Source organism: Streptomyces sp. NPDC034111 (genome assembly GCF_055575375.1).
In genome coordinates, this window is sequence record NZ_JBVIST010000005.1 from 226,096 (window position 1) to 249,354 (window position 23,259).

Genomic DNA, 23,259 nt, shown 5'->3' on the forward strand with positions numbered 1-23,259 from the left:
GCCGTAGCGGCACGCCTTGGGGCCCTTCATTCCAACTGGGTGGAGTACTGCGACCGGGATGCGAGAGCAGGCGAAAGCCAGGAATATCGCGCGATGTCGCGAGAGTGGCCTTTGCCCGAGAAAGTCAGGACATGGTCTCATTTCGAGCAAGCCGCGAAAGATGTGGGGACCCTTGTCGACCTGCTGACCGAACTCCACCCAATCCTGGTCGCCTCCTGCGGACGCGACATCACACAGTCGGTGAAACTGTCCCTGGCTGTGTGAGCTGCGCCAGCCCGGCGAGGAGCAGTGCGCTCACGCTGCCCGCTTCGGTGATCCGGCCGGCGCGGACTGCTTCGATGGCGTCGGCGAGCTTCCACCACTGCACCGTCATGCCGATCTCGGTGTCGTCGCGGCGTGCACTTCCGGGCCGCAGGCCGGTGGCCAGGAAGAGGTGCGTCCTCGCGGTCGTGATCGCGGGCAACGGATCGACGACACCGAGCAGTTCCAGGTGACCAGCGACCAGGCCCGTCTCCTCCTCCAGCTCCCGCATTGCCGCATCGCGCGGATCTTGGCCTTCGCCGCTTCCTCCGGGCAGATGCAGGACACGGCGGCGCTGCAGGTAGAAGTCGCTGCCTTCACCGACCGGTGTGGCGTTCGGATCGTCCATGGCCTGCGTCGATGCGTCGCGTCGGCGTCCGGGACGTTGTCCGGGGCCAGCCTGTTGTCAGACCCTCGCCTTATGTTGTCTCGGTGATTCATGATGCGTTTGATCACCGGGTGGTAGAGGCCGCAGTAGCGGATGTCCGGCTGGCAAGAATGGAGTTCGACGGCGCCGGCCAGTGGCTCACCGCCAACGGCCAGGCGCCTTCGGAGCCTCTTGCCGCAGAGGTGTGGGTCTTCGATGAGGATCTCGCTCAGATACTGCTGGTTCAGCATCGGTGGCGGGGCTTGGTCCCGCCAGGTGGGCGCGTTGAGCCAGGGGAAACGCCCCGAGAGGGGGCGCGCCGCGAGCTCTTCGAGGAGACCGGCATCGAGGCGGAACTGCTGCCGGAACCTGCCGCAGCCACGGTGCGCTCCTATCGCCGGGAGTGGTCGGCGAGTCTTGGGCTGTCGTTCGTCGCAATCGTGGATGCTGCAACGCCGTTGGTCGCAGAGAATGGACAGCCGGCGGCGTGGACGTCCTTGAACGAGGACTGGGCCAGCTACTTCCCCGAGGACGCGTCGCGTGTCCGTCAGCACGCGCGCTGGCTGCGTGAGGTCTCCGCTCGCTGATCTGCGGCGTCCTTCACTCGGCGGACCGCGGGAACAGGCTGGGGGAGGGTGATTTGCGGCGACATCAGATCCACCGGGCCGTGGGCGAACGGGCGGTCATGGGTAGACGATCATTTCTAGGATTCTGCCGACATGTTCAGCACCCATCGGGACGGCCGTGTCGTTCATCGCGTACTCGTATGCGGTCCAGAGTCCAAGCGCGAAGTCGCGGTAGCTCGTCGTCTGCCATTCCGCTGCTGTGTGCGCATGGGGAAATGCCTCTTCCGCTGTGCGGCCGTGGCGGTCGAGGAGGACCCATAGAACTTCGGTGGGATCAGGCAGATGGACGCTGCCGCCCCCATCCTTCAATGGCCTGACCCATCTATCGGGAGTGCTTCGGTAGAAGTCGACTTGCGGCATTCCAGCAGCCCATCGGCCGTTCCGAAGGCCGGTGTGCCAGTGTGCTTCGCAACCCCGGCACTCCTCTGGCGTGTGCATACCGGGGGTGTGCTCCGGGATGGTCAGCGACTGGGCCACGGCGTCGTTGAAACGCCTGCGGCCTTGGAAGGTTCCGTAGGAGGTGACGTTGCTGTAGGCGTCACGCTTGTGCTCGAACACGGCCAGGACTCGGTCGTCGGCGTTCAGGATGCCGAAGTCGGGCCCTGGGTTCGCGTTCGGGGTCCAGCTCCACAGCTCGTGTCCGCTGATGATCCTGTCCCGCTGAACTGGTTCCACTCCAGCCAGCAGGGCGCTATGAACGAGCCGTGCGGTGTGGGAGCCAACGTGCTCAAAGAGTCCGAAGATGCCGTCTGTGGTGTCTCGCTCGCTGAACTCACCCGCTCGCGGGGTCAGTCCGTGGTCGCGCATCCGCGATATCAGATCGTGCCCTGCCATGTCGTCGCCCCGTCACGTTCGTCCACCGGCTGCTGAACTCCCGGTCAAGCTACGGGACTTCGTCACATGCCGTCGACCCTCGTCACCCCTACCGACTCTCGACGGGTTCGGATTGGCTCTGAACTGCGGTGATGCGTCGTGTAGATGTCCGTGACGGTTCTGCGCCGCCCGCCAGGAAGGCTTCGATGTTGTCCGCGTGGAAGCACAGGGCCGCGCTGAACGCCTCGCTCGCCGGGTGAAGACCGAGGTGGGCGGAGTGCCTCCTCGACAGGCTCATCGCACTCATCGAGGAACTGCTCGATCTGGCGAAGGAGCTTGGCCAGGTTCTCGGCCTGCTGACGGTCGAGCGGAATCGTGCCGGGGGTGGTCTGCTCGGTCATGGTTGTCCCTGTTCGAGAAGTTGGACTTCGAGGTCGGCGATGCGTTTCTCGGCGAACCTCAGGTTGAGCGGGAACCTTCGAGTCGTTCTTGGAGCGAGCGGTGTTCTCGTGTCATCTGATCCAGCCGGCGCTTGAGGGTGACGTTCTGGCGCAAGTACCACGGTGGGGGCAAGCGATATCTGGACGATCTGGCGTCCGCGGCCCGGGACACGGCCAAGGCGCTGGACAAGTTCGACCAGATCGCTGATGCGAAGCGGAAGATCGAACACGAACTGGAGATTGCCGGCGTGGTCCTCGTTGCGGGCACCGCGCTAGCCCTGTTCACCGGCGGAATCAGCGAAGTCGCGGCTGCCGGCGCAACCGAAGCCATCATCGCGGCAGCCAGTACAGCCGGCGTCGACGTGTCGGCCACGATTGCCGAGATCGCCGGAACGGTCCTGGCAACCGCTGCCATCGGCGGCCTCGAAGCGATCACCGTCGATGTCGTCGTCGCACAGGGCGGCAGGAATCTGCTGGGCGATCAGCACGGCATCAACGTCGCCGAGATCAAAGACGCGGGCGTCACCGGTGTCCTCATGGGAGGCGCCATCGGAGGCGCGGCCCGTACAGCGCGAGCTGTTTCGGAAGCCGGCGAGCTCAAGACCGTACTCAGGAATTTCGACGGAATGCACCTCGAATCCCTGGGCTTAGGCGCCCCACGATTCGCTATGGCCGGCGGCGGGCGCCTGCCGCGCGGCTCCGCATCACGCATGTTCCGCACCGGAAACGGTGACGAGGTCCCCGCTCTCCCACCGTCTCCACGGCGAGGGCAACTGGCGAAAGGCAACGGCGGCCCCTCGCTGGAGCAGGTGCGGAAGATGCGCGACAAGCGCAAGCGCTGGTCCACAGGGGAAGACCACGTCCGCAAGATGTACGGCGGCCAGTCCGAGACCCACTACCCGTCCCCACGAATCAGGCCCCCAAGTACCCCGTCACCGCCACCGGCGGGCGGAAGGTCGACGTACCAGTCCCGTTGCCCGACGGCCGGACACTCGGGGTCGAGGTGAAGACCTACCAGCAGTACCGCATGGTCGAGGTAGCCCCCGGCCAGCATGCGCCCCAGCATGTCGAGGTGCCGCTCAGCAAGCACATCAAGGAACAGATCCACAAAGACGTGGCGTTGCGAAGAATGGACCCGGGATTCGACCCGCGGTGGGTGTTTCTTCACGCAGACCTTCACAGGAATTGCGCGACTACCTCCAGGAGGCCGGTATCATATTCGTGGAACATCACTAGGGAGAGAAGGAATGCAGATTTCCGAGGCAGATCAGGCGCGGGCCAACCTCGAACAGTGGGCCCAGGACGCGCACGAGAATGTGCTCGGGATCGCCGACATGCTTAACGTCCCTTCCGAGCAATACGAGCAGGACGCGCTGATCCTCATCGGCCCGCTGCAGGATTACGCATCCAAGCTGCCACTCGACGAATTCGAGCAGGATGACTGGGTAACCCTGCACAATGACCTGGCCTCGTATGTGGCGGATGTCGGAATTCGCGAGCACGGGGCGTCATGGAAGGTCCTGGACGACGAGACCACGCCGCGCGGTTTCCGCTACGTCATCGAAGGAACGGCACCCGACGGCGAAGCCAGCTACGTAGACCCATTTGACGTCGTCATGGAGGAGTTCGGAAACCTTCCGATCCAGATCGCGCGGATGCTCGCCAACGCAGAAGTGACGGGACGGGGCCCGCATCGCAGCCCTTGGAGCCTGGCGCAGCGGCGGCCGCCACAGTGTCCTGAATACCCTGCCTCTACAGGCGACCGCCATCGACCACGTTCCCGCTGACCTCCCCGAGACCATGCCTGCCCCGGGCCTCGGCATGGTCATCGACGACGCCGGCACCGTCCACCTGCTACTGGCCTGTCTCGATGACGTCGCCGATCGCGGCCCAGCGGATACCGAGTTGTTGCTCACCTCCGACTACGGCGAGCCCGCCCGGATGATCGATGACATCACCAAGCTCACCGTATTCCTCACCGGCGACAACCTCCTCCACGCGGTGAAGATCACGCAGGCGCACTACGACGCCGCCGCTGTGAAGAACGGTCAACAGCCCCCGCAACCCGACGAGGCCCTGTACGCCGAACACGCCTACGGACTTGGGCTGTTCACTGGGCTCCTATCCGCCATCTGCGCCCCCGGTGCCGAGCTGCAGGACGCTGGGGCCTTGACTGGACGCAAACTGCCTGCGCAATGGCCCCCAGAGCCCGAACTGCTCTCGGAGACGACGCTCTGGCTCCTGGCCGAGGCGCCCACGGGTTCCTAGTAGGGCTTGGTCAGGTGCAGTTGTCGGTGGCGTGTCCGGATGATCGGTTGTTCCGTTGATCGGTTGTGACGCCTGAGGAGTTGGCTGCGGTCCGGTGTGATCTGGAGGTTTTCGCGGCGGATGTGTTCGAGCCGTTCGCGCGTGCGGATCAGCGTCGCTGGGGATCGGTGTATCTGCGCGGGCTGCTGACGGGCGGCGGGCGCAAGTCGGTCGAGCTGATGGCCGCCCGGCTTGGTGAGGACGGGAACCGGCAGGCCCTGCCCCACTTCATCACCTCCAGCCCGTGGGACCCGGCCCATGTGCGAGCCCGGCTCGCGTGGAGGATGCAACACACCATCGGGCCGGCCGCGTTGATGATCGAACTCAGCGTCCCGAAGGTCCGCCGGATGATCGGGCACGTCATCGTCACGCCTCGCCGCCATGCCAACGAGCGCCTTCTGCACTGGTCACACTTCCGACGCCGAAGCCAAGCCCGAGCCCGAGCCCGCCGCTGCCACTACCAACGCCGGGGCCACGACCCACACATGGGGTTGCAGTACTAACCGCCGCCGGACTTCCCGAACTCCTTGCGCTTGGCCTTCCACAGCACCTTGCGGATCTCCTCGGCGTCCCGGTCCCTCACTGGCCACAACCGCCGCGGCCCCTGCGGATCTCCGCTAGCCTTGCTGCCGGTCGCCTACTGGGTCTGGAACGAGGCCGGGAAGAGAATCATTGTGTCTTTCCTTATCGCCGGGGGAGCCGGTTACATCGGAAGCACCGTCGCTTCGGCCTGTTTGGACGCGGGCATCACCCCGGTGATCCTCGACAACCTCGTTCGAGGTCGCGCCGAGTTCACCGATGGGCGGATCTTCTACGAGGGCGACATCTCGGACGGGGCCCTGATCGACCGGATCTTCACGGAGCACCCGGACATCTCGGCTGTAGTGCACTGTGCGGCGCTGATCGTGGTGCCGGAGTCCGTCGAGGACCCGATCGGCTACTACGAGGCGAATGTCACCAAGAGCCTGGCGTTCGTCAGCCACCTGAACCGCAACGGCTGCGACCGCCTCATCTTCAGCAGCTCGGCCTCCATCTACCAGGCTGAGGACGGCTCCCCCGTCACCGAGGACTCGCCGCTGGCGCCGCAGAGCCCCTACGCGCGAACCAAGGCGGTCTGCGAGGAGATGTTCGCCGACATCGCCGCAGCCGGAAAGATGCGGGTGCTGTCGCTGCGCTACTTCAATCCAGTCGGCTCCGACCCCCTGCTGCGCACCGGGCTTCAGCTCAAGAGGCCCAGCCACGCCCTGGGCAAGCTGATCCAGGCCCACCAGGAGGGCACGCCGTTCCCGGTCACCGGCGTGAACTACCCGACCCGCGACGGGACGGGCATCCGCGACTACGTGCACGTCTGGGACCTCGCCGCGGCGCACATCGCAGCGATCGACCGCTTCGACTCGATCCTCACCGAGTCAAAGCCGTCGATCGCGATCAACCTGGGCACCGGCTCTGGCACCACCGTCCGGGAGCTGTGCACGGCGTTCAACAACGTCGTGAGCACGCCCCTGGCCACGGTCGACACCGATCCGCGGCCTGGTGACGTCGCCGGCGGGTACACCAAGAGCGACCGGGCCGAGAAACTGCTGGGGTGGACGCCGAAGCTGTCCCTGGAGGAAGGCATCCGCTCCGCCCTGGACTGGATCCCGGTGCGCGACAAGATGCTGAAGGACTGACTTCCTCTCGCCCCGGTAGCCCTGGCTTCAGCGCAGGCAGGCTTCGAGGGCGAGCAGGTGCCCCATGGCCGGGGCGAGCCATGCGACGTCCCAACGGTGTTCTGCCGGGGCGTCCCGGTAAGCGTGGTGAGGAATTTCGAGATTCCCCAGGAGTTGGTGGCCGGCGATCCAATCGGCCTCCAGCGTGCCGACGCCGCCGAGCGCGATGCGGCGGGCTCCGCGCAGGGCGTGGGCGTGGTGGCGCAGGTTCTGCCGTACGTCGTACTCGTCGAGCCGCGCGGTGCTGCCGGCGACGTCTACGAGCTGCGGGTGGGGCGGCCGCTCGCTGAGCAGCGAGGGATCCCAGACGCTGGCGACGGCGAAAAGGCGGGGATGCCGCGACAGCAGGTTGAGGGCTGCGAAGCCTCCCTTGCTGAACCCCAGCAGGTGTACCGGCGGCCGAGCCTGCCCGCCGAGCACGGCGAGGACGGTCGGCATGACCACGCGGACGAGATGGTCCTCCTGCCGGCCGTCGGCTCGGGTGGCGTGGTTGACCAGCCAGGGTGACTCGCTGAAGGTCGGCGCGGCGAAGGCGGTTCCCTCGCGCAGGTGCGCGGGGAGCCGTGCGATCTCGTCGAGGCTGTGGCCGTACTTCTGCCCGTCGCCCTTCTCGACGGGCAGGGCCAGCACGACCCTCCGCACGGGCTGCTTGGGCAGGATCATCGTGACCTGGGTGCCGGGCCTCTGGAACGGGCTCTCCAGGGGAATCCGGGTGCCCGCGGGGCGGGTGGTGGCGTCGAGGCGGTGTGTGCGGCGGGGTGGGGAGGCGGGGCGTTCAGGTCCGGAGGGTGGCGACGGCATCTGCGTAGGTCTCCCAGTTGTCGCAGTTGAACCGAAGTTCGGTCGGCAGGAGGGGCACGGCCCGGAGTTCGTTGCCTGCGCTGATCCAGCGCCGGACCGCGTCGATGAGGTAGAGCTCGCCGTTGGGGCGAGGCGAGCATGCGCGCAGGGCCTCGAAGACGAAGGGGCCGAGGACCCAGCGTGCGGCGCAGGCGTGTACCCACCGGGCGCCGGTGTGGTCCAGGAGGTCCTTGTCGAAGTCGATGGCGTACGGGCCGGGTTCTGACCTGGGCGGGTGCGCCGCGCCCAGGAGGGTCTCGTGCGGGGGGACGCTGTCCGCGGCGAACAGGCGGGTCAGGACGGAGCAGTCCGAAGCGCCGCCGTGGACGAGGCGCCGGAGCGGCGCCTCGCCTTCGGCAGCCGCGCGGATCAGGTTGTCCCCGAAGGCGAGGACGAACGGCTGCCCCTGAGTCCATGTCTCGGCGGCGAGGACGGGCGTTCCAGGGCCGGCGCCGTCGTCCTGGACGCGGTAGGAGAAGTCCATGCCGTATGCCGCGCCGCTGCCGAAGTAGGCGGGGATCTGGCTCTTGCGTGAGGAGATCACGAAGAGGACGTCCCTGATGCCGACCACGTGCAGTTCGTGGACGAGGTGCTCCAGGATCGGTGTCCGAGCGACGGGCAGCATCTCCTTGGGGATGATCCTGGTGACCGGGGCCATCTTGGTCCCTGCCCCGCCGGCGGCCACGACCGCCCTGGTGATCGTGCGTGTCATGGTTCTCCTCTTTTGTCAGGTGCCCGGCTGGTTGGCCGGCTTGGCCAGCCAGTCGAGCCAGGTGCCGTACACGTCGCAGTGGGCCACGACGTCGGAGCGGCTGACGCCTCCGTCGTAGGTGGCCATGATCATGCGGGGGGTGGGGTTGCCGAAGTGGCCGATGGAGATCTCGTGGAGCGGGCGGTGCTGGCTCAGCTCGGCGAGGGTGTCGGAGAGGCGCTCCCGGCCGCCGGGTGAGCCGAAGATCTGGTAGATCGACCACGAGAAGACGAGGCACAGATGTTGGTCGGCCGGAGTCTGGGCGACGACGTCGGCGAGATGGTCCTCGGCCCGGCCGGCCAGGATCGTCGGCGGGGTCCGCGCCGCCAGCGCCAGAGCGCTGTTCAAAGTGCGCATCCGCGCGGTCTGCTCCGGCCAGGTGAGGCTGACCAGCCAATCGGTGGCCTCGGGGTCGGTGACGTCCACCGGGCTGAGCTCGATCCCAACCGGCCGGACGAACCCCGCGATGTCCAGGGACAGAGGCGGCGTTGCGCCCTTCATCTCGCAGGTGAGGACCGTGTCCGGATCGCTGGCGGGCAGGCTGAGCCGGTGTTCGCCGTAGTCGTAGGTGTAGAGGTCCCAGAGCAGGTTCAAACCGGCGCTGGCGCCCACGTCCACGATCCTGATCGGGCGCTCGTCGAGCTGCTGCTGCAGCGCGGCGAAGGCGGGGACGAGGACGGCACAGCGGTTGACCTCGTTGGTCTGCACGGAGCGGGTCGAGATAATCCGCCTGATCTGCCCGGTGTGCCGTCGACAGAAGTCGGTGAGCAGGGCGTCGGCGCGGGCCTCGTGCAGTTCCTCGTGGCCGGTGAAGTAGGTGGCCAGCGGGTGCTGGACGCCGCGGCGGAGGATGTGGTGGACGGCCCCGAGCAGCATGTTGGGCGCCGGCTGTCCCGGCTGGGTGCCGGCCGCGAGGTCGAGAAGCTCGGGGGTACGGGCGACCGTGCGGGACAGGGTGGCGTACAGCGGGGACTTGCCCGCGGCCTGCTGGGTGGCGAACCGCTCGAAGATGTCCGCGAGATGGGCGTGTTCGGTCACGGGAAGTCTCCTCAGACGATCTCGTAGCCGGCGTCGGCGAGCTGCTGAACGGCGCCGAGACTCTGGCCCCGGCGGGCCCACCACTTCTTCTCCTCGGCAGTCAGCGCGTCCTGGGTCTTGGCGATGATGGCCGCGACCTGGGCGCGGGGGACGACCACGGTTCCGTCCTCGTCGCCGACCACGACGTCTCCGGGCGTGATGCGGACGCCGTCGATGTCCACGGGGACGTTGACCGCGCCGTCCTTGCGGCCGGCGGGGTAGTCGTAGTTGAGCGGGGTGGCACCGCGGGCGACCGTCGGGAAGCCGATGCGACGCAGCTCCGAGAGGTCGCGGACCATGCCGTCGACCAGGACGCCGGTAATGCCCCGGCTCTGCATGTGCTCGGCGGTCACGCCCCCGAAGCAGGACCGCTCTTTGCTGCCGCCGGCCGCGACCACGACGATGTCGCCGGGCTGCGCGAGGTCGATCGCCGCGCGGCGCACGGTCACGTCCGGGCCGAGAGCCGTAACGGCGCTGCCGCACAGGACCAGGCCGGGGGTCTGGAGCTTCAGGCAGCACGACAGGGCGCCGGTTTTGCCGAGGGCGTCCACGATCGACGCGACCGGGAGGCGTGACAGGGCGGCGATCTCGCTGCGGGTGGGGCGGATGAACATGGTGTGGATCTCGCGTGCGGACACGGTGGGACCTTTCGTCACAGGGACTGCGGGGTGGCAGAGAGCTCTCGGAGCGGCGCCAGGTCCTGCGCCATGAGGTCGCCAGGCAACAGCCCGACGGCCGGACCGCCGGGCTCCGCCGCCAGCGCGGCGCGCGTGGCCCGGCAGACCAGATGGGCGATGGACTGCACCAGGGCCGCCAGCGCGAAGTTGTCGACTGCCGGCAGCGTGAAGCTCTGACCGGTACCGGGTCGGCCGGGGCCGTCTCGGTGGAGGAGGAAGAGCCGGGTGCCTGCCGCGGCAGCGGCGCTGATGGCCTCCTGGGTCGTCCTGCTGGCCGAGTCGTAGGCAAGGAGGAAGACCACGTCCTGCGGGGAAGCACTGCTGAGCTGGTAGCGGACGCCGTGCGCGGGGTCGGGGTGGTCGTTGTAGATCGCGCTCATGTCGGCGAGCGACGGGTCGGAGATGACGAGCGGCGACTGCACGCCCTCGACGCCGAGGGGCGCGTCCCAGCTGAGGTTGTGCGCGAAGTGCTCGCCGGCAAGGGCGAGGGGGCCGCCGTCGGGGCACAGCACGTAGATCCGGCGTCTGCTGCGGATCGCGTCGGCGACGGCCTCAGTGGCGTCGTGCAGGAAGCCTGCCAGCAGGACGGTGTCCACGGCGGCCAGGGCTTGCAGGTGCCGCTCCTGGCCGGCCGGCAGCGGCTCGTTGTGGGGGTCGAGCGCGGTGGCGGTCGCCAGGGTCAGAGCGGTCAGCATGGCGTCTTCGCTGATCTGCTGGTCGGTCGTCCCGGTCGCCCAGACCATGCCGTCGGTCGGCTCCATCTGGGTTCCGTCGGCGCCCACCAGCGCCAGCACCGGCACGCGGTTGTCCGCGCAGAGCCGGACGGCCTCAAGGATGTTGGCCGACCGGCCGCTGACGCTGGCGACGACGACCAGGTCCACCCGGCGGATGTCCGTGGCGAGCGACCGGGCGAAGACCGTTCGGTAGTCCTGCCGCTGGGCGCTGTAGGCCATGGTCGCCGGACTCATCATCGAGTCGTTCACCGGCAGACCGGAGTGGGCGTGGAACTGGAGGAGGGCCGAGCGGACGATCGCGGAGGAACCGCCGTTGCCGAAGGCGCGAACCTGGGCGCCGCTGTCGGTGGCCATCCTCAGCAGGTCGGCGGCCGCGGTGCCGCGGGTGAGCATGCGGCGGACAGCAGCGGCCACCTCGGTCAGGTACGCGCGGGCGAAGTCCTCGTACACAGTGCAAGTCACGGTGGGTCCTTCCTTCAGCTCGAAGCGGGACGCGCGGAAAGCAGCCAGGGCTCCACCACGGGCGGAAACTCGGTGCCGAACAGCCGGCGGCGGAGCGGGCCGAGGGCCGCGGGCAGGTCGTGACAGTCGAGCCGGCAGTCGACCGGCCGGTCACCGGACGCCGCGTCCGCCTCCCCGGGGCGGATGTGACCGGCGGACAGGCTGAACCTGCGCGCGATCAGCTGGGCCATCTGGTACTTGGTCAGGCCCTGCTCCGCACTCCAGTGGGCAACGGATCCCTGGCGCTGCCCTCGAAGGAGCGCCCCGGCAAGCCGACGGCACACCTCGGCGGCTTCGTCCGCGTGCGTGGGGTATCGGACGCACACGTCGTCCATTTCAATCGGAACCCCGGCGCTGACCTGGCGGGCGATCTCAGTCAGGTTCGTCTCGGCGGCGAACTGCGCGGACCCGTAGAGCACGGGCAGCCGCAGGATCGCCGCGTCCGGGCAGGCGGCGCGCACAGCGTGCTCGGCGAGGAGCTTCCACCGGCCGTAGACGTTCAGCGGGTTCGGGAGGCTGTCGGGCCGGTAGGGCGCCGCCTTCCCGTCGAAGACGTAGTCGCTGGAGATGTGCAGGAGCCGGGCCCCGTACCGACAGGCGCCCTCCGCGATCAGCCGAGCCGCGTCGACGTTCCTGCCCCGGGCCTGAGCCGGTGTCTCTGCCCACACCTCGGGCCGGCGCTCGCCCACGCAGTTGACGACGACGTCCGGCTGGTCCCGCGAAAGCAGGCGCTCGATGTCGTCGGCCGACGTGGCGTCGACCGTGACCAGCCCGCCGGCGGTCCGGCTGAAGCAGGTGCCCGTCACGGCCATGTCGTTGAAGGCGCAAACCACGCTGCGCCCGAGCAGACCGGAAGCACCGAAGATCACTGCTCGCATCACTCACCTCCACGAAGTCTGTGAGGTGAGACAGCCAAGCGGAGGCGGATTCGTGAGCGCGAGAGGTCTTTGCGGTGAACGAGGTGCACACACCAACTCGGTTAACGGACACCGGATTTGACGTCCGGTGTACGTACACCAAGTCCTGTTGTCCTCTCCCCTGCCGCCATGCCGCGGCGCTGGTACCTTCCGGCCAGGACCCCGCCGGACTTGGAGTGCCATGGAGCCAGCAGCGTTGGACGCACCGCCGGCCACCGTGCTCGCCGCCCTCTTGCAGCAACTGGGGATGCGGCCTGAGCAGCTCATCGCCCGCATCAACGAGAGGCGTGCTCGCCGCGGCTGTTCTCCCCTCAGCCTGAAGGCGGCCTACCCCTGGCTGCGCGAGGTCCCCTCTCACCCACAGCCTGACAACCAGGCGGACGCCCTGGCCGTGCTCACAGCCAGGGCTGGACGGTGTATTACCGCGTCCGACGTCGGATGGGACACACCTCGTCCCCGCACTCGTCACCGTCACCTCGACGCCCCCGGCGACGCACCCCTGGAGGCTCTGCTCCACGAGATCAGCCAAGGAGACATCATGGACCGCCGGAACCTGCTCATGCTCACCGGAGCGGCAGCCACTGCGCCCGCTCTCGCGCTCCTGCTCGGACCTGTCGCGGAGGCTGCCGCCGCGCCGGGCGTCACGCGCCTGAACGAAAAGCTCGTCGGCTCGATCGAGAGCGCCGTGCGGGACCTCCGGGAGATGGACGACACCACCGGGAGCGCCAGCGGCGACCTCACCTGGGGCCTCGGCATCTGGCAGAGCACCTCCCGGGTAGTCGCGCAGGCCCGCGGCCACGGGCCTCTTGTCGACCGGCTCCAGACCGCCTACATCGAGCTGAGCGAGCAGGTCGGCTGGATGCTCTTCGACGCCCGCCGGCACCCTCAGGCTCAGCGCGTCTACCACACCGGGATGCGGCTGGCCCGCGAGACCGGCACGTCGCTGACCACTCGTCACGCGACGTCCAATCTCGTTGCCTCCGCCGCGTATCAGGCCGCGTGGCTGGGCCACCACAACGATGCTGCCGCACTGCTCGACATCGCCTCGCGGACGCCGGAGCTGCCGTCCGCGGTGGCAGCCGTGATCGCCGAACGGCGCGTCTACGCCGCAGGGCAGCGGCACGATCCTGAGGCGGTCCTCCGGTTCCGCGACGAAGCGCTTCTCCATCTCGGTTCTCCCGACGAGCGCACACCGTGGTGGGCGACCTGGCTGACGCAGGACTCCGTGGACGCCGTCACCGGCCGGGCATGGCTCGCCTGCGACCAGCCGTCGCGGGCCGTGCCCTTCCTGAGCCGGCGCGTCGAGGCGGCTTCACCCGACTACCCGCGCGACCACCTCCATGCCGTTCTCGACCTGGCCGACACCATCCACAAGTGCGGCGACGGCGACATGGCACGGGACCTGCTCGATCAGGCCGAAGGTCTGATCGGCGCCGTCAGCTCTCAGCGCATGGTCCATCGGTACGAAGCCCTGTCGTCGGCCGTCGCCGCGTGACGGCCTGGCAACGAACGGCGACTCGTCCGGCCAGACCCCGGCCTACGGCTGGCTGACGTCCTGTGAGGACGCGTACCGGCCCGTCCAAATCGTGCGGGCGTCGAAGGCGCCCCGAGCCTCTGTCGTGGATCGGCGGAGGCTCTGCAGGGCGGCTGGGCTGATGCCGAGGTCCGCGGCGAGGGCGTGCACGACCTCCAGGACCTCCGCCAGTTGCTCGCCGACGCCCGTGGCGGCGGGGTCCGCGGCGAGGAGTGCCGTCACCTCCTCCCGCAGCTTGTCCCGCAACCGTGTGCGGAACTCGGCCGCGTCCGCCTGGTACACCTCCGGAAGGCGTCCCTCGGCCTGACACACCAGTTCGGGTACCCGGTCTCGGATCAGGCGGGGGCGCTCCCCCAGCACGTGAGCGATGGCCTCGACGACGTCAACCGCGATGTGGGTAGGCCAAAACGAGGTCTCCGCCCACGACCGCCCTCCGGAGACCCAGACGCTGCGCAGGCCCAATTCGACCGCTCCCCGCACGTCTGCATGGCCGGCGTCTCCGATCATCCAGGTGCTGGCGCGATCCAGGGCCGGCAGCCCGGCGACGGCAGCGGCCGCGTGGAAGATCTCCGGGTCAGGCTTCCGGGATCCGACCGACTCGGAGATCACCCAGCCGTCCACCAGACTGTCGAGTCCGGCGGTTCGGATCTTCTCCTCCTGCTGGTCGGCACGCCCATTGGTCACGATCACGCAGGGCACCCCGGCAGCCCTGACTGCGAGTAGCGCGCGATGAACCGGCTCGTCGAGGGCGACATGGGCAGCTGGGCCGCGGTGCAGGAATCCGGCGATCGTTTCCGGCGAGACGGCTCCTTCCCAGTGTTCCGCCAGTGCCGCGACAACGACGGGCCGGGGGGCGTGTCCGCTCCGGTCGAGATCCATGATGACCTCGACGTCCTCGCGGGGCAGGTCGTGCTCGGCGAGGAACGCGATAGCAGCCGACCGGAAGGCGGCGTCCCTGTTGATCAGGGTGTTGTCGAGATCGACAGCGAGCAGGGAGGCCCTGTCGGTGAGCGGCGGAACCGGGGTGTGCGGCATCGGCATGGGAGGCAGTATGGCGGCTGCGGGCCGGGAGCCGCCGGGCGTTGGCCGATCGGGCTGACCGGCGAGATACACCCCCAACGGCCGACAACCGAACCTGCATGGCTCCACGCTGAATTCACGTCGAAGACGTATGCGTTGGGCGCCACGGAGGGGAGATCACGGGCCCGACGGCTGTCCCGGATCCCGGGCGCAACTGGCGAACGCTGGTGGCCTCTTGGCTCATGTGCCCGGCTTTGGGTCAGCCGGCGAATCTGAGCTCGGGCTTCACCGGGGACTGGCCGGAGCAGATCGAGGGCTCCGAGCACGGTGAAGTCGAGTACGAACTCCCCGGACCGAGTGGGAGCAACCTCAACAATGACCAACGGCTTGATCCACAACTCTTGACAATGCCTATCGCCATGCGCAACTCTCCGCGCCAGCCAGTACCTCCGGCCGCCCGGCACTCCGAGGCTTCAAACGGCGATGGTCAGCTCTAGGCCGGATTCTGTGGTGCACGCAGTGACAGCTGACAGGTCGGGGATCACCACGTCGGCTTCAAGGGCACTGGCGTCATGAGTCGTGGTCACCGCCACCGTTGCCATCCCGGCCGCACGCGCAGACGTGAGTCCGGCCGGAGCATCCTCGAAGGCTATGCAGCGATGGGGCTCGACGCCCAAGCGCTGAGCAGCGAGGAGGAAGGGCTCCGGGTCGGGCTTGTGGCGGGTGATGTCATCCACCGTGATGACGTGTGCGGGGCGCACGCCAGCTGCGGCAAGCCGCGCGTTGGCGACCCTTCGCGTACCCGAGGTCACTACGGCCCAGCGCTCCAGCGGGAGTGTGGACAGCAGCTCTCGCGACCCGGGAACCAGCTCAACTCCCCCTGCGGCGGCATCATCGACTTCGGCCTGTTCGAGTAGGGCTAGCGCCGAAGCGACTTCTTCGGCCGGCAGGAGGTCGGCCACGATGGCTGCGGCGGGTCGGCCGTGCGGTTGAACCTCCATGATCTCCGCGATGGTGACGCCATGAGCTTCCGCCCACTGCGACCAACAACGGAAAACCGACTTCATGGACGAAACCAGAGTTTCGTCACTATCGAACAGGATGGCATCGGCCGAAAACTTCATGTTCATTGACGATACCGCCCCACTCACCCTCCAACGGTGCGGAGGTCGAGGCGAGCAGAGCGCACCGCAGGGGAACCTTAAGTAGGCATACGTCCGATATAGATAAGTAGATGCCGCGTAAAACCGGTGAGGCGTAGCGCACATTTTCAGACACTCGCAGGGCCATGCGCGGACCGCGAAAGCCCAACTCCCCCCACACGGAGGCACGCAGGGCGGCTGGCGGCCCCCAGGGCGGCCGGGAATCGGAGCGTGCACGTTCACTCGCGTGCCCTAGGATCATCCCCATAACCCGAGGCGGAACCAGGGCTTCCACTTTTGATTCCAAGGTCATTCAACGAGGTTGCACGCGGAATCATTCGGGTTCGGGAAACTTGGGATCCGTCGAAAGGTGGTGCGGTGGGGCTCTTGCGCCGGGCCGGCGAGATGCGCCTATTGCGGAAGCGATGCGAGCGTCAGCTGGCTGATCTCCCCCTTCCCTCCCCTTTTAGCCTCACGGGTCTCGTCGCCGAGATCGAAGCGGTCCGAGAGTGCCAGATTCATCTCGTCCCCGTGTCGGATGCGCACGGAGACATGCGAACGGCTTGCGGACTCCGCGTCAGCGTAGAGCGCTTGAATTCGACATTCATCCTCTACCGGCCGCGCCCCACCCCAAACCAGACTGAGCACGTGATCATCCACGAGATAGCTCACTTGTGGTTCGGCCATGGCAAATCCCTGACCTCAGAGGAGGAGGAGCAGCTGCTGCCCCCTCTGTTCCGGTCGTTCCTCGCCGACGTCCGAGAAGAGAGTCCAGTGGTCCAAGCGCGAGCGCACTACGACAGCTACGAGGAACGCCAAGCAGAGTTTTCCGCCTCTCTCATCAAGCGCCTGGCGCGGCAGCAAGCAGCGCTCGGCACCGATCTCATCAGCGTGATGGAAGCCAGCCTCACGCATCCGCTGGCACCGCCGCGTGCGCGGCGGCCGTAAGGGCCTGCCTTGAATTCTCTGATTCTCGCCGTTTCCCTAGCGATGACCGTAGTGGCGCTATGGCGTCTGCCAGGGGCCCGCTATGGCGACCCCCTCCGTCGCGCATTGTGGGGCTGCAGTGCCGCCTTCGCCGTCACACTATGGACTCGCTTCCCCCCAATCAGGGACGCCCTCGGGCAGTTTGGCATAGTCGACTTCGACGCACTGGTGAAATATCTGGTCTCGATTGCAGCTTGCCTGTCGATGCTGAACTACTCCGTGACCAGCTACTTGCTTGCCGGCGAGGATGCCCCGAGACACATCGCCATCTCGCGGAAGGTAGCCCGGATCGCACGGCGGTCGCTCTTCGCCGTCGTTCCGGCGATGATTGTGCTGTTCTTCCTTGCCATTGACCGGAGGCAGCCCAGCGTCGACTTCGCCGCCGATCACGCCGGCGAATGGGGAGCGGCGGCCTTCATGACGTGCTATTACCTCTATCTGGGAGCGTCCGCCTGGACCGTCGCCTACCAGTGGACGCATGTCAGCCGTCAAGCCGAGTCACTGGTGCTCCGCACCGGATTGGCGCTGGGTGCCGCCTCAACTTGGCTCTACACCCTGTACGCAGTGGTACGCCTGATGTACATGTGGATCGCGATGCTCGCACCCACCCCTGCGAACGTCGACCAGATCGCGGAAAAGCTGGGCAGCGCATTCAACGTGTTGGCGGCGACTCTGTTCGCTACCGGGGCCAGTTTGCCCACCACCCATGTGGCAGCTGACCGTTGGCGTACCTGGCGTTCCCTGTGGCGGTTGCATTCGCTCCGGCGTGACTTGACCACGGCGTTCCCCGAGGTCACGTTCCAGCCGGCGGGCACCCGCCTTCGAGAGATGACCCGCTTGACTCCCCCGCTGGATGTGCGGCAGGACGGGTGGATCCAGGAAATCGGCGACGCCGTCAACCTCCTGCGCCATCACGCGACACCGGAGCTGTGGCCGGCCGCGGAAGAGGCTGCGCTCAGCCACAGCGACGCCGAGCCAGCCGCGGAGGCTCACTGGATCAAGGCCGCCCTCGCCTCGGCCACCCGCGGCTGCCGCTCCACGGTGCCGACCGAGCCTCTTCCGGAGAAACCCTTCGGCACCAGCCGCGGTGAGGCTGCCTGGCTCAATCGAGTGCAGGCCGCGTACGCCAGCATCCGTGCGCAGGAGACAGAGGAGCTGATGGCCGAGGCCGGCGCGCCTTGCGGGCGTCAGCAGGACAGGTGTGTAACGCACTCAGCGCTAACCAGTGCAGGGCAGGGGCCCTTCACCACCAGCTGACCGGAGCTCGCCAAGCCACAGGTGCCCGCCAGGCCGTCGCTGGCCAGGGGGATTTTGCTGGTCAAGCCACTGCGGGAGGATCCACTGGTGGGTGGGGCCGCAGTGCCCCTATTTCGGGCGGCGCCCGTGTGCTGTGTGCCCACACGAGGCATGAGTCGGCTGGAAACCCTAGTCCTCCTCGCGAGGTGCCTTCTCGTGGCGTACAAGAACTTCGCTGAGCGTCGCCAGCATGGCAGCCGAGACTCCCTCGCTGGCGCCGCGGGCAGCCACGCTGACGCCGTCGCTACGCATGAGGCTCAGGAACTGGAGCCGGTCCAGGATCTGCCGCTCGACCTCTTCCCCGGGCGCGAAATGCCACGGCTGGACGCCGAAGGCCGCCCCCAGCCCCGCGAACAGGCTGTCGGGAGGCAGAGTGGCCTGGACTTCGGCGGACTCTTGGCTGTCGGTCCGCAGCGCCTCGATACCTGCCGCGTCAAGGGCAGGGAAGCCTGCTGCGGTGTTGACTGCCTCCGCGATTTCTCCGTCCGAGAGCGGCTTCCGCTGAAGGAAGCTGGTGATCTTCTCACCGAGGGTCTGAGGCGGCCGGTCTTCCGCCTCGGGGGCGCTGGATTTGCCGAAGGATCTCTCCTGCGCTGCCTCCAGCGCTTCGCGGCTCACCTGGTAGAGGTCGGCGAGGGGCTGGACGTAGGCGGCGTTCAGCGGACGGGTACCTGCTTCGGCGTTGCTCAGGGGAAGACGGCTGATGCCAAGGGCCCGCGCGGCCTCTGCCTGGGTGTGTCCGGAGTCGCAGCGAAGATCCTTTAGATCCGGTGGCCCGAGTCGCGGGAAGAGCACATCGAGGTCTTGCCCCAGGGCCTCGGCGAGGGCCGGCAGGCGCTCGGGGGAGGGGGCGCTGTCGCACCGTTCCCAGTCGCCGATCGAGTCCTTGCTCAGGCTGAGCATGCGCCCCAGTTCGTGGCGCTGGAGTCTCGCGGCTCGCCGTGCGGCCAGCACGCGCCGACCATCGAACTGGCGAACCGGCACTGCACTCTCCTGACTGTGGATCGCGGCCATCGACGGGAGCAATCCTACCCGCGCTTGATGCACAAGCCCACCTAGCGTAGGTTTTGTGCATCACGGCAGGTGAGGGGGCTGCTCTGGCATCCGTCTTGGCGCTTTTCGCCTCAGCCTACTGGCTGATCGCGCCCGCCGGCCGGACCGAGCCCATCGACCACGAACGGAAGAGCGCGTGCATTCCGCTTCCCCTCCTCACGCTCTGCAACTAGTACAGAGATTAAGAACCAACTCTGGATCTTGACGCGGGTCCGTGCGTATGTTCGTCGTCCCCGGGCAGCCCGCCCGGCAGCACGAATGCGAGGAGCACGGCAGACCCACGACGTCGCAGGTCCGCATACAGCGGCGGCGCCCGAGAGCGGGAACTCCCGGACGCCGAACGCTTAACGGCATAGCCGCCCCGGCAAGGGCGGCGATTGCCCACCATCACCACGCTGATCCCATTCCACCGGGCGCTTCAGCGTGGCAACACTGCAAGGGGATTGTTGCATGCCTCCTGCCCTGCGCAAAAGGCCATCCTGCCTGGCCTGCGCGGCAACCACCTTCGCCTCGGCGCCACTTTGCTACGCGCCGGAGCACCCCACCACGGACTCGGTGAACCGCCGGTCCCGCCTCATGAGCGGGAGCGGCCGATGAGCAGCGAAGCCCGCGACTGGGTGTGGGAGAACTCCTCAAGCCGGGGAAATGCGCGCCTGGTCCTGCTGTCGATCGCCGATCGAATAGCCGACGAGCAGTGCATCGCCTGGGCCTCCCTGACCAGCCTGGAAGAGCGCACGAGGGCCTCGCGGTCCGCCGTGCGCGACGCCCTCGACCGGCTGCTCGCCAGCGGTGAGCTGGAGCAGCTCGACGACCTCACCGGCCCCCAGCGCAGCACGGTCTACCGGCTGCCCCTCGCCGCGAAGGCCATGGCGCAGGCCACGAGGGAGCAGGACGGCGACAACGCGTCGATGGACGAGCCCGAGGCCGGGCCGACGCTGCGGATCTCGGCTCTGCGGCGGTATGGAATCCGCCCCCGTGAGGTACCGGAATCCTCCGGCACGGTCCGGAATCCGGCCAGTCCGGAATCCGGTACCTCGCGACGGAAACCGGCACAGCGGCGTACCGGAAACCGGCACAGCGATGTACCGGAAACCGGTCCCCAGAACCGTAGTGAACCGAAGGTGAACCGTAGGTACAGCAGTAGTGGTACCACCGTCACCCCGGCCAGCGAGTGGCAGGTCGACCCAGACACCCACACCTGGGCCCGCCAGCAAGGCCACCTCGACCGCCTCGGCCAGGAGGGCCTCGCCGCCGCCGACGCGAAGTGGCGTGCCCACCGCGCCGACTTCAAGCCCCGGTCGTCGGGTGCTTGGGCAGCCGACTGGCGCTCCTGGATCGCCAGAGAGCACGCCCCAGGCCGCCCGAAGCTCTACGCCGTGCCCGGCCACGGCCCCACCCAGCCGAGCGGCATGACCCGCGCCGAAGCCCACACCGCAGCCCTGCTCGCCGCCCTCGACGAGCCGACCGGAACGGAGTAGCCATGGACCGCCGCGAAATCGCCGCCCTGCTCGCCTACATCGGCCGTCTCGACCCCCGCACCAGCCGCACCGACAAGGCCGAGGCCGGCGACCAGCTCGCCCAGTGGCACGAGCTGCTCGGCGACGTCCCGATGACCACGCCGCACGGCTGGGACGCCCGCGCCGCCGCCCGGCAGCACATCAGGGTCTCGCCGTATCAGGTCCTGCCTGCGGACATCGCTCGCCCGTGGGAGAGCTACCGGCGTGACCGGCTGGCCCGGCATACCGACCCAACGCCGTCGGTCGACCCGGACGACCAGGCGGCCTGGACCGCCGAGCTGGTCGGCACCCGGCGCGCCGTGGCGACCGGAAGCGCTCAGCCCGCGCAGTACCGGGCAGTCACCAGCGGCCGGATCGACCCGGAACTGAAGGCGCGGCTGCGGGAGATCGGCTCCTGCATACCGCCAGAGGTCCGAGTCGCCCTCGCGCCCTACCGGCCCGCTCGTGCGGCGCGCGAGGCAGCCGTCGCCCAGGGCCAGCCCGACGCCCTCGGCGTCCGGTGCGAGTGGTGTCAGGCCCAGGTCGGCGAACCATGCCGCCGTCGGCGGGTCGCCCCCGACGGCGGCGCACGCGGAACTGCCCCGCGAGTCACCCCGCACCCTGGTCGCCTCGACCTCGCCGCCGCCCGGCAGGCCCAAGAGACCGAGCCGGTCCAGCAGCCCGCGCTGGCCTGATCGACCCGCCCCGTCGGTACACCCCGTCCGGTGCACCGACGCGATACCACCGTCCCCCGGCTGCGGCGCCCGCCCTGCGCCGCAGCCGGCCCCTGACGCCGCGTCCATCCGCCACCGGACCCCGACCGGCCGACGCGGCAGCACATCGGAGACCCCCTTGCGCCACATCACCACCCACGACGCGCCGGCCACCGGCCTGCGCAGCATCGGCGACACCAGCTGGCACACCCGCGGTGTGTGCCACGGCATGGACCCCGAGGACGCCGATGCCACCTTCTTCCCGCTGCCCCGGGATCACGACGCCATCGCCGACGCCAAGGAACTGTGCGCTCTGTGCCCGGTGAGCAGTGACTGCCTCAACTACGCCTTGGAGAACGACCTCAAGGAGGGCGTGTGGGGCGGGCTGACCGAAGCCGAGCGGCGCCCCTGGCATGACGGGCTGCCCCAACGCCTCGACTACAGCCGCGTGATCGCGTTCTTCAACGGACGCGACGTGCACCTGACCGAGTCCGAGCGCCAGGTCGTCATCAACCACGCCTACGTCCGGGGCTGGCGCACCGACCGGCTCGCCGCGGCCCTGCAGATCGGCCACAAACACGCCCGTGACTTGCTGCGGCAGGCAGCCCTCAAGATCTTCGACCGCGACCGGACCCTCGGCGTGCCCCGTCGCAAGAAGAAGAGGACGCAGACCGCCCGGACGACCAGTCGGCCCACGCCCAACAGACCCGACACGAAGCAGCCGGTGTCCCGTCCAGTGTCCTCGCCCTCGACGGGCGCCCCTCTCGGAAAGGCCGCATGACCCTGACCCACCTAGCCTTCGGTGTCGCCCCGGACCCCTCCCTCCTCCTCGTCATCGGCATTCCCGTCGCCGCCGTCGCCCTGGTCCTGACCGGCTGGGCAGTCCGCCGCCGGGAAACGCGCACGCAGAATCGTCTCGGCAGCCCGGCAGTCAAGGTCGCCGCGCTTGCCGCGGTCGGCTGCACCGCCTACAGCGCCGACACCTCGTGGAGGTTCGCAGCCGACTACCTGGACATGGCCGGCACCGCCGAGCGGATCGGCATGTTCGCCGCAGCCGAACTCGCGCTGTTCGCCACCGCGCTGATGGCCCGGCAGAACCTGGCCACCCAGGGGGCACCCGGGCTACCCGGGACGCTGGTCTGGGTCATCACCGGCGTGCAGGTGGTCCCGTCCTATGCCGAGAGCGGCCCCGTCGGCGGCACGGTCCGCGCCTTCGTCGGCCCGATCATGGCGGCGATGCTGTGGCATCAGGCCATGGGCATCGAACTGCGCCTGCGTACCCCAGGCGCTTCGTCCCATGGCCTCGTCGCCACCCTGGGGCGGGAGGCGCGCGAGCGTCTGCTCTCCCGCCTCGGCGTTGCCGCCCGGGACCGCGACGCCGCACAGATCACTCGCGACCGCGCCACGGCCCGGGCCGTCGCCCTCGCCGCCCGCCTCGCCGAACGCACCCCCAAGCAGCAGCAAGGCTGGCGCGGCCGAGGACTCACCCGGCGGCTATCGAAGGCAATCGGACGGGCAGGAGTCGGCACTGACCCCCTCCAGCGCGCCGAGCTACTCGACCAGCTCGCCGCCCGCCGGCACGCACTCGCGCTCGCCACGGTCCCGCTGCCCTCCCCCTGGTCCCCGCTCCACGACCAAAGGCCCGCCGTCACGGTCCCCTCACCGAAGGTCCAGAGCACCACGGTCCCCATCGGCAGTCCGCCCAGGGACGCCGTATCGATCGGTGACCGGGGACCGAGCGCGGAGCGCGAACCGGTCCCCGGGACCGGGGAGCGTGACACGGGGACCGGGGACCAGGACGGGACCGGGGACCACACGGGGACCGTGCCCACCACGGACCAGGAACCGGGGACCGACACCGGGACCGGGGACCACACGGGGACCGTGCCCACCACGGACCAGGAACCGGGGACCGACACCGGGACCGGGGACCACACGGGGACCGTGCCCACCACGGAC

24 protein-coding genes and 1 pseudogene are annotated in these 23,259 nt (G+C 68.5%); 13 read left to right on the forward strand and 12 right to left on the reverse strand.

The window, feature by feature from the left end; translation table 11 throughout:
• Positions 1–229 precede the first annotated feature (229 nt).
• Positions 230–649, reverse strand: coding sequence for an NUDIX domain-containing protein (locus ACZ55A_RS15505; RefSeq protein ID WP_468839660.1), 420 nt, complete (start codon positions 647–649; stop codon positions 230–232).
• An 83-nt stretch (positions 650–732) separates the two neighbouring features.
• Between ACZ55A_RS15505 and ACZ55A_RS15510 the strand changes: the two genes are divergently transcribed.
• A complete protein-coding gene (locus ACZ55A_RS15510; RefSeq protein ID WP_468839663.1) occupies positions 733–1,254 on the forward strand; it encodes an NUDIX hydrolase in 522 nt (173 codons plus the stop codon).
• Positions 1,255–1,350: 96 nt separating this feature from the next.
• Here the strand turns inward: ACZ55A_RS15510 and ACZ55A_RS15515 are convergent, their stop codons facing one another.
• Both ACZ55A_RS15515 and ACZ55A_RS15520 read right to left on the reverse strand, forming a co-directional pair.
• Positions 1,351–2,127: a hypothetical protein gene (locus tag ACZ55A_RS15515; RefSeq protein WP_468839666.1), complete on the reverse strand. Its 777-nt coding sequence runs from the start codon at positions 2,125–2,127 to the stop codon at positions 1,351–1,353.
• Positions 2,128–2,189: 62 nt separating this feature from the next.
• Complete coding sequence (locus ACZ55A_RS15520) at positions 2,190–2,507, reverse strand: hypothetical protein (protein ID WP_468839669.1); 318 nt, start codon at positions 2,505–2,507, stop codon at positions 2,190–2,192.
• Between the two features lie 137 nt (positions 2,508–2,644).
• On the opposite strand from ACZ55A_RS15520, the gene ACZ55A_RS15525 reads away from it, so the two are divergent.
• The 5 genes and pseudogenes from ACZ55A_RS15525 to galE all read left to right on the forward strand — a co-directional run bounded on the left by ACZ55A_RS15525 (position 2,645) and on the right by galE (position 6,523).
• The gene (locus tag ACZ55A_RS15525) at positions 2,645–3,553 is read left to right on the forward strand and encodes a hypothetical protein (protein ID WP_468839672.1); all 909 of its coding nucleotides are present in this window, start codon (positions 2,645–2,647) and stop codon (positions 3,551–3,553) included.
• A 240-nt stretch (positions 3,554–3,793) separates the two neighbouring features.
• Positions 3,794–4,333, forward strand: coding sequence for a hypothetical protein (locus ACZ55A_RS15530; protein WP_468839675.1), 540 nt, complete (start codon positions 3,794–3,796; stop codon positions 4,331–4,333).
• Between the two features lie 34 nt (positions 4,334–4,367).
• Positions 4,368–4,814, forward strand: coding sequence for a hypothetical protein (locus ACZ55A_RS15535; protein WP_468839677.1), 447 nt, complete (start codon positions 4,368–4,370; stop codon positions 4,812–4,814).
• A gap of 65 nt (positions 4,815–4,879) precedes the next feature.
• Positions 4,880–5,176, forward strand: a pseudogene (locus ACZ55A_RS15540) (transposase); the annotation flags it as partial.
• A 351-nt stretch (positions 5,177–5,527) separates the two neighbouring features.
• Positions 5,528–6,523 (forward strand): UDP-glucose 4-epimerase GalE, encoded by a 996-nt coding sequence (galE, locus tag ACZ55A_RS15545; protein WP_468839680.1) that lies wholly within the window; start codon positions 5,528–5,530, stop codon positions 6,521–6,523.
• A gap of 27 nt (positions 6,524–6,550) precedes the next feature.
• Here the strand turns inward: galE and ACZ55A_RS15550 are convergent, their stop codons facing one another.
• From ACZ55A_RS15550 to ACZ55A_RS15575, 6 genes are read right to left on the reverse strand one after another with little or no spacing between them, the layout of a single operon-like run.
• A complete protein-coding gene (locus ACZ55A_RS15550; protein WP_468839683.1) occupies positions 6,551–7,363 on the reverse strand; it encodes an alpha/beta hydrolase in 813 nt (270 codons plus the stop codon).
• Positions 7,338–8,114 (reverse strand): sugar phosphate nucleotidyltransferase, encoded by a 777-nt coding sequence (locus ACZ55A_RS15555; RefSeq protein WP_468839685.1) that lies wholly within the window; start codon positions 8,112–8,114, stop codon positions 7,338–7,340. Before ACZ55A_RS15555 ends, ACZ55A_RS15550 begins: the two co-directional genes overlap by 26 nt.
• Positions 8,115–8,129: 15 nt before the next feature.
• Positions 8,130–9,191 carry a DUF2332 domain-containing protein gene (locus ACZ55A_RS15560; protein ID WP_468839688.1) on the reverse strand — a complete coding sequence of 354 codons (1,062 nt, stop codon included), beginning with the start codon at positions 9,189–9,191 and terminating at the stop codon, positions 8,130–8,132.
• A gap of 11 nt (positions 9,192–9,202) precedes the next feature.
• Positions 9,203–9,868, reverse strand: a complete 666-nt coding sequence (locus ACZ55A_RS15565; RefSeq protein WP_468839691.1) for an RraA family protein — start codon at positions 9,866–9,868, stop codon at positions 9,203–9,205.
• A gap of 14 nt (positions 9,869–9,882) precedes the next feature.
• Entirely contained in the window at positions 9,883–11,103 is a 1,221-nt protein-coding gene (locus ACZ55A_RS15570) for an SIS domain-containing protein (protein ID WP_468839693.1), read from the reverse strand.
• A gap of 14 nt (positions 11,104–11,117) precedes the next feature.
• A complete protein-coding gene (locus ACZ55A_RS15575; protein WP_397881669.1) occupies positions 11,118–12,020 on the reverse strand; it encodes a dTDP-4-dehydrorhamnose reductase family protein in 903 nt (300 codons plus the stop codon).
• Between the two features lie 577 nt (positions 12,021–12,597).
• Between ACZ55A_RS15575 and ACZ55A_RS15580 the strand changes: the two genes are divergently transcribed.
• A complete protein-coding gene (locus tag ACZ55A_RS15580; RefSeq protein WP_468839697.1) occupies positions 12,598–13,554 on the forward strand; it encodes an XRE family transcriptional regulator in 957 nt (318 codons plus the stop codon).
• 42 nt (positions 13,555–13,596) lie between these two features.
• Here the strand turns inward: ACZ55A_RS15580 and ACZ55A_RS15585 are convergent, their stop codons facing one another.
• Positions 13,597–14,634 carry an HAD-IA family hydrolase gene (locus ACZ55A_RS15585; RefSeq protein ID WP_468839699.1) on the reverse strand — a complete coding sequence of 346 codons (1,038 nt, stop codon included), beginning with the start codon at positions 14,632–14,634 and terminating at the stop codon, positions 13,597–13,599.
• Positions 14,635–15,086: 452 nt separating this feature from the next.
• Entirely contained in the window at positions 15,087–15,737 is a 651-nt protein-coding gene (locus ACZ55A_RS15590; protein WP_468839702.1) for an HAD-IA family hydrolase, read from the reverse strand.
• Positions 15,738–16,403: 666 nt separating this feature from the next.
• On the opposite strand from ACZ55A_RS15590, the gene ACZ55A_RS15595 reads away from it, so the two are divergent.
• Both ACZ55A_RS15595 and ACZ55A_RS15600 read left to right on the forward strand, forming a co-directional pair.
• A complete protein-coding gene (locus ACZ55A_RS15595; RefSeq protein WP_397881673.1) occupies positions 16,404–16,703 on the forward strand; it encodes a hypothetical protein in 300 nt (99 codons plus the stop codon).
• 42 nt (positions 16,704–16,745) lie between these two features.
• Entirely contained in the window at positions 16,746–17,999 is a 1,254-nt protein-coding gene (locus ACZ55A_RS15600) for an MAB_1171c family putative transporter (RefSeq protein WP_397881998.1), read from the forward strand.
• 168 nt (positions 18,000–18,167) lie between these two features.
• On the opposite strand, the gene ACZ55A_RS15605 is transcribed toward ACZ55A_RS15600, so the two are convergent.
• Positions 18,168–19,052 (reverse strand): helix-turn-helix domain-containing protein, encoded by an 885-nt coding sequence (locus ACZ55A_RS15605; RefSeq protein WP_468839705.1) that lies wholly within the window; start codon positions 19,050–19,052, stop codon positions 18,168–18,170.
• A 632-nt stretch (positions 19,053–19,684) separates the two neighbouring features.
• Between ACZ55A_RS15605 and ACZ55A_RS15610 the strand changes: the two genes are divergently transcribed.
• The 4 genes from ACZ55A_RS15610 to ACZ55A_RS15625 all read left to right on the forward strand — a co-directional run.
• Positions 19,685–20,569, forward strand: coding sequence for a helix-turn-helix domain-containing protein (locus tag ACZ55A_RS15610; RefSeq protein ID WP_397881675.1), 885 nt, complete (start codon positions 19,685–19,687; stop codon positions 20,567–20,569).
• 2 nt (positions 20,570–20,571) lie between these two features.
• On the forward strand, positions 20,572–21,282 hold the full coding sequence (locus ACZ55A_RS15615; protein ID WP_468839708.1) for a zinc finger domain-containing protein: 711 nt from the start codon (positions 20,572–20,574) through the stop codon (positions 21,280–21,282).
• 157 nt (positions 21,283–21,439) lie between these two features.
• The gene (locus ACZ55A_RS15620; RefSeq protein WP_468839710.1) at positions 21,440–22,081 is read left to right on the forward strand and encodes a WhiB family transcriptional regulator; all 642 of its coding nucleotides are present in this window, start codon (positions 21,440–21,442) and stop codon (positions 22,079–22,081) included.
• A partial coding sequence (locus tag ACZ55A_RS15625; RefSeq protein WP_468839712.1) for a hypothetical protein occupies positions 22,078–23,259 on the forward strand: 1,182 nt, incomplete at its 3' end. The genes ACZ55A_RS15620 and ACZ55A_RS15625, both read left to right, overlap by 4 nt.

Excerpts from the sequence above, each read along its gene's own strand:
- ACZ55A_RS15505 (WP_468839660.1), bottom strand. The coding sequence starts at position 649 with ATGGACGATCCGAACGCCACACCGGTCGGTGAAGGCAGCGACTTCTAC.
- ACZ55A_RS15515 (WP_468839666.1), bottom strand. The coding sequence starts at position 2,127 with ATGGCAGGGCACGATCTGATATCGCGGATGCGCGACCACGGACTGACC.
- ACZ55A_RS15520 (WP_468839669.1), bottom strand. The coding sequence starts at position 2,507 with ATGACCGAGCAGACCACCCCCGGCACGATTCCGCTCGACCGTCAGCAG.
- ACZ55A_RS15530 (WP_468839675.1), top strand. The coding sequence starts at position 3,794 with ATGCAGATTTCCGAGGCAGATCAGGCGCGGGCCAACCTCGAACAGTGG.
- ACZ55A_RS15535 (WP_468839677.1), top strand. The coding sequence starts at position 4,368 with ATGGTCATCGACGACGCCGGCACCGTCCACCTGCTACTGGCCTGTCTC.
- ACZ55A_RS15550 (WP_468839683.1), bottom strand. The coding sequence starts at position 7,363 with ATGCCGTCGCCACCCTCCGGACCTGAACGCCCCGCCTCCCCACCCCGC.
- ACZ55A_RS15555 (WP_468839685.1), bottom strand. The coding sequence starts at position 8,114 with ATGACACGCACGATCACCAGGGCGGTCGTGGCCGCCGGCGGGGCAGGG.
- ACZ55A_RS15575 (WP_397881669.1), bottom strand. The coding sequence starts at position 12,020 with ATGCGAGCAGTGATCTTCGGTGCTTCCGGTCTGCTCGGGCGCAGCGTG.
- ACZ55A_RS15580 (WP_468839697.1), top strand. The coding sequence starts at position 12,598 with ATGGACCGCCGGAACCTGCTCATGCTCACCGGAGCGGCAGCCACTGCG.
- ACZ55A_RS15585 (WP_468839699.1), bottom strand. The coding sequence starts at position 14,634 with ATGCCGATGCCGCACACCCCGGTTCCGCCGCTCACCGACAGGGCCTCC.
- ACZ55A_RS15590 (WP_468839702.1), bottom strand. The coding sequence starts at position 15,737 with ATGAAGTTTTCGGCCGATGCCATCCTGTTCGATAGTGACGAAACTCTG.
- ACZ55A_RS15600 (WP_397881998.1), top strand. The coding sequence starts at position 16,746 with ATGACCGTAGTGGCGCTATGGCGTCTGCCAGGGGCCCGCTATGGCGAC.
- ACZ55A_RS15605 (WP_468839705.1), bottom strand. The coding sequence starts at position 19,052 with ATGGCCGCGATCCACAGTCAGGAGAGTGCAGTGCCGGTTCGCCAGTTC.
- ACZ55A_RS15610 (WP_397881675.1), top strand. The coding sequence starts at position 19,685 with ATGAGCAGCGAAGCCCGCGACTGGGTGTGGGAGAACTCCTCAAGCCGG.
- ACZ55A_RS15615 (WP_468839708.1), top strand. The coding sequence starts at position 20,572 with ATGGACCGCCGCGAAATCGCCGCCCTGCTCGCCTACATCGGCCGTCTC.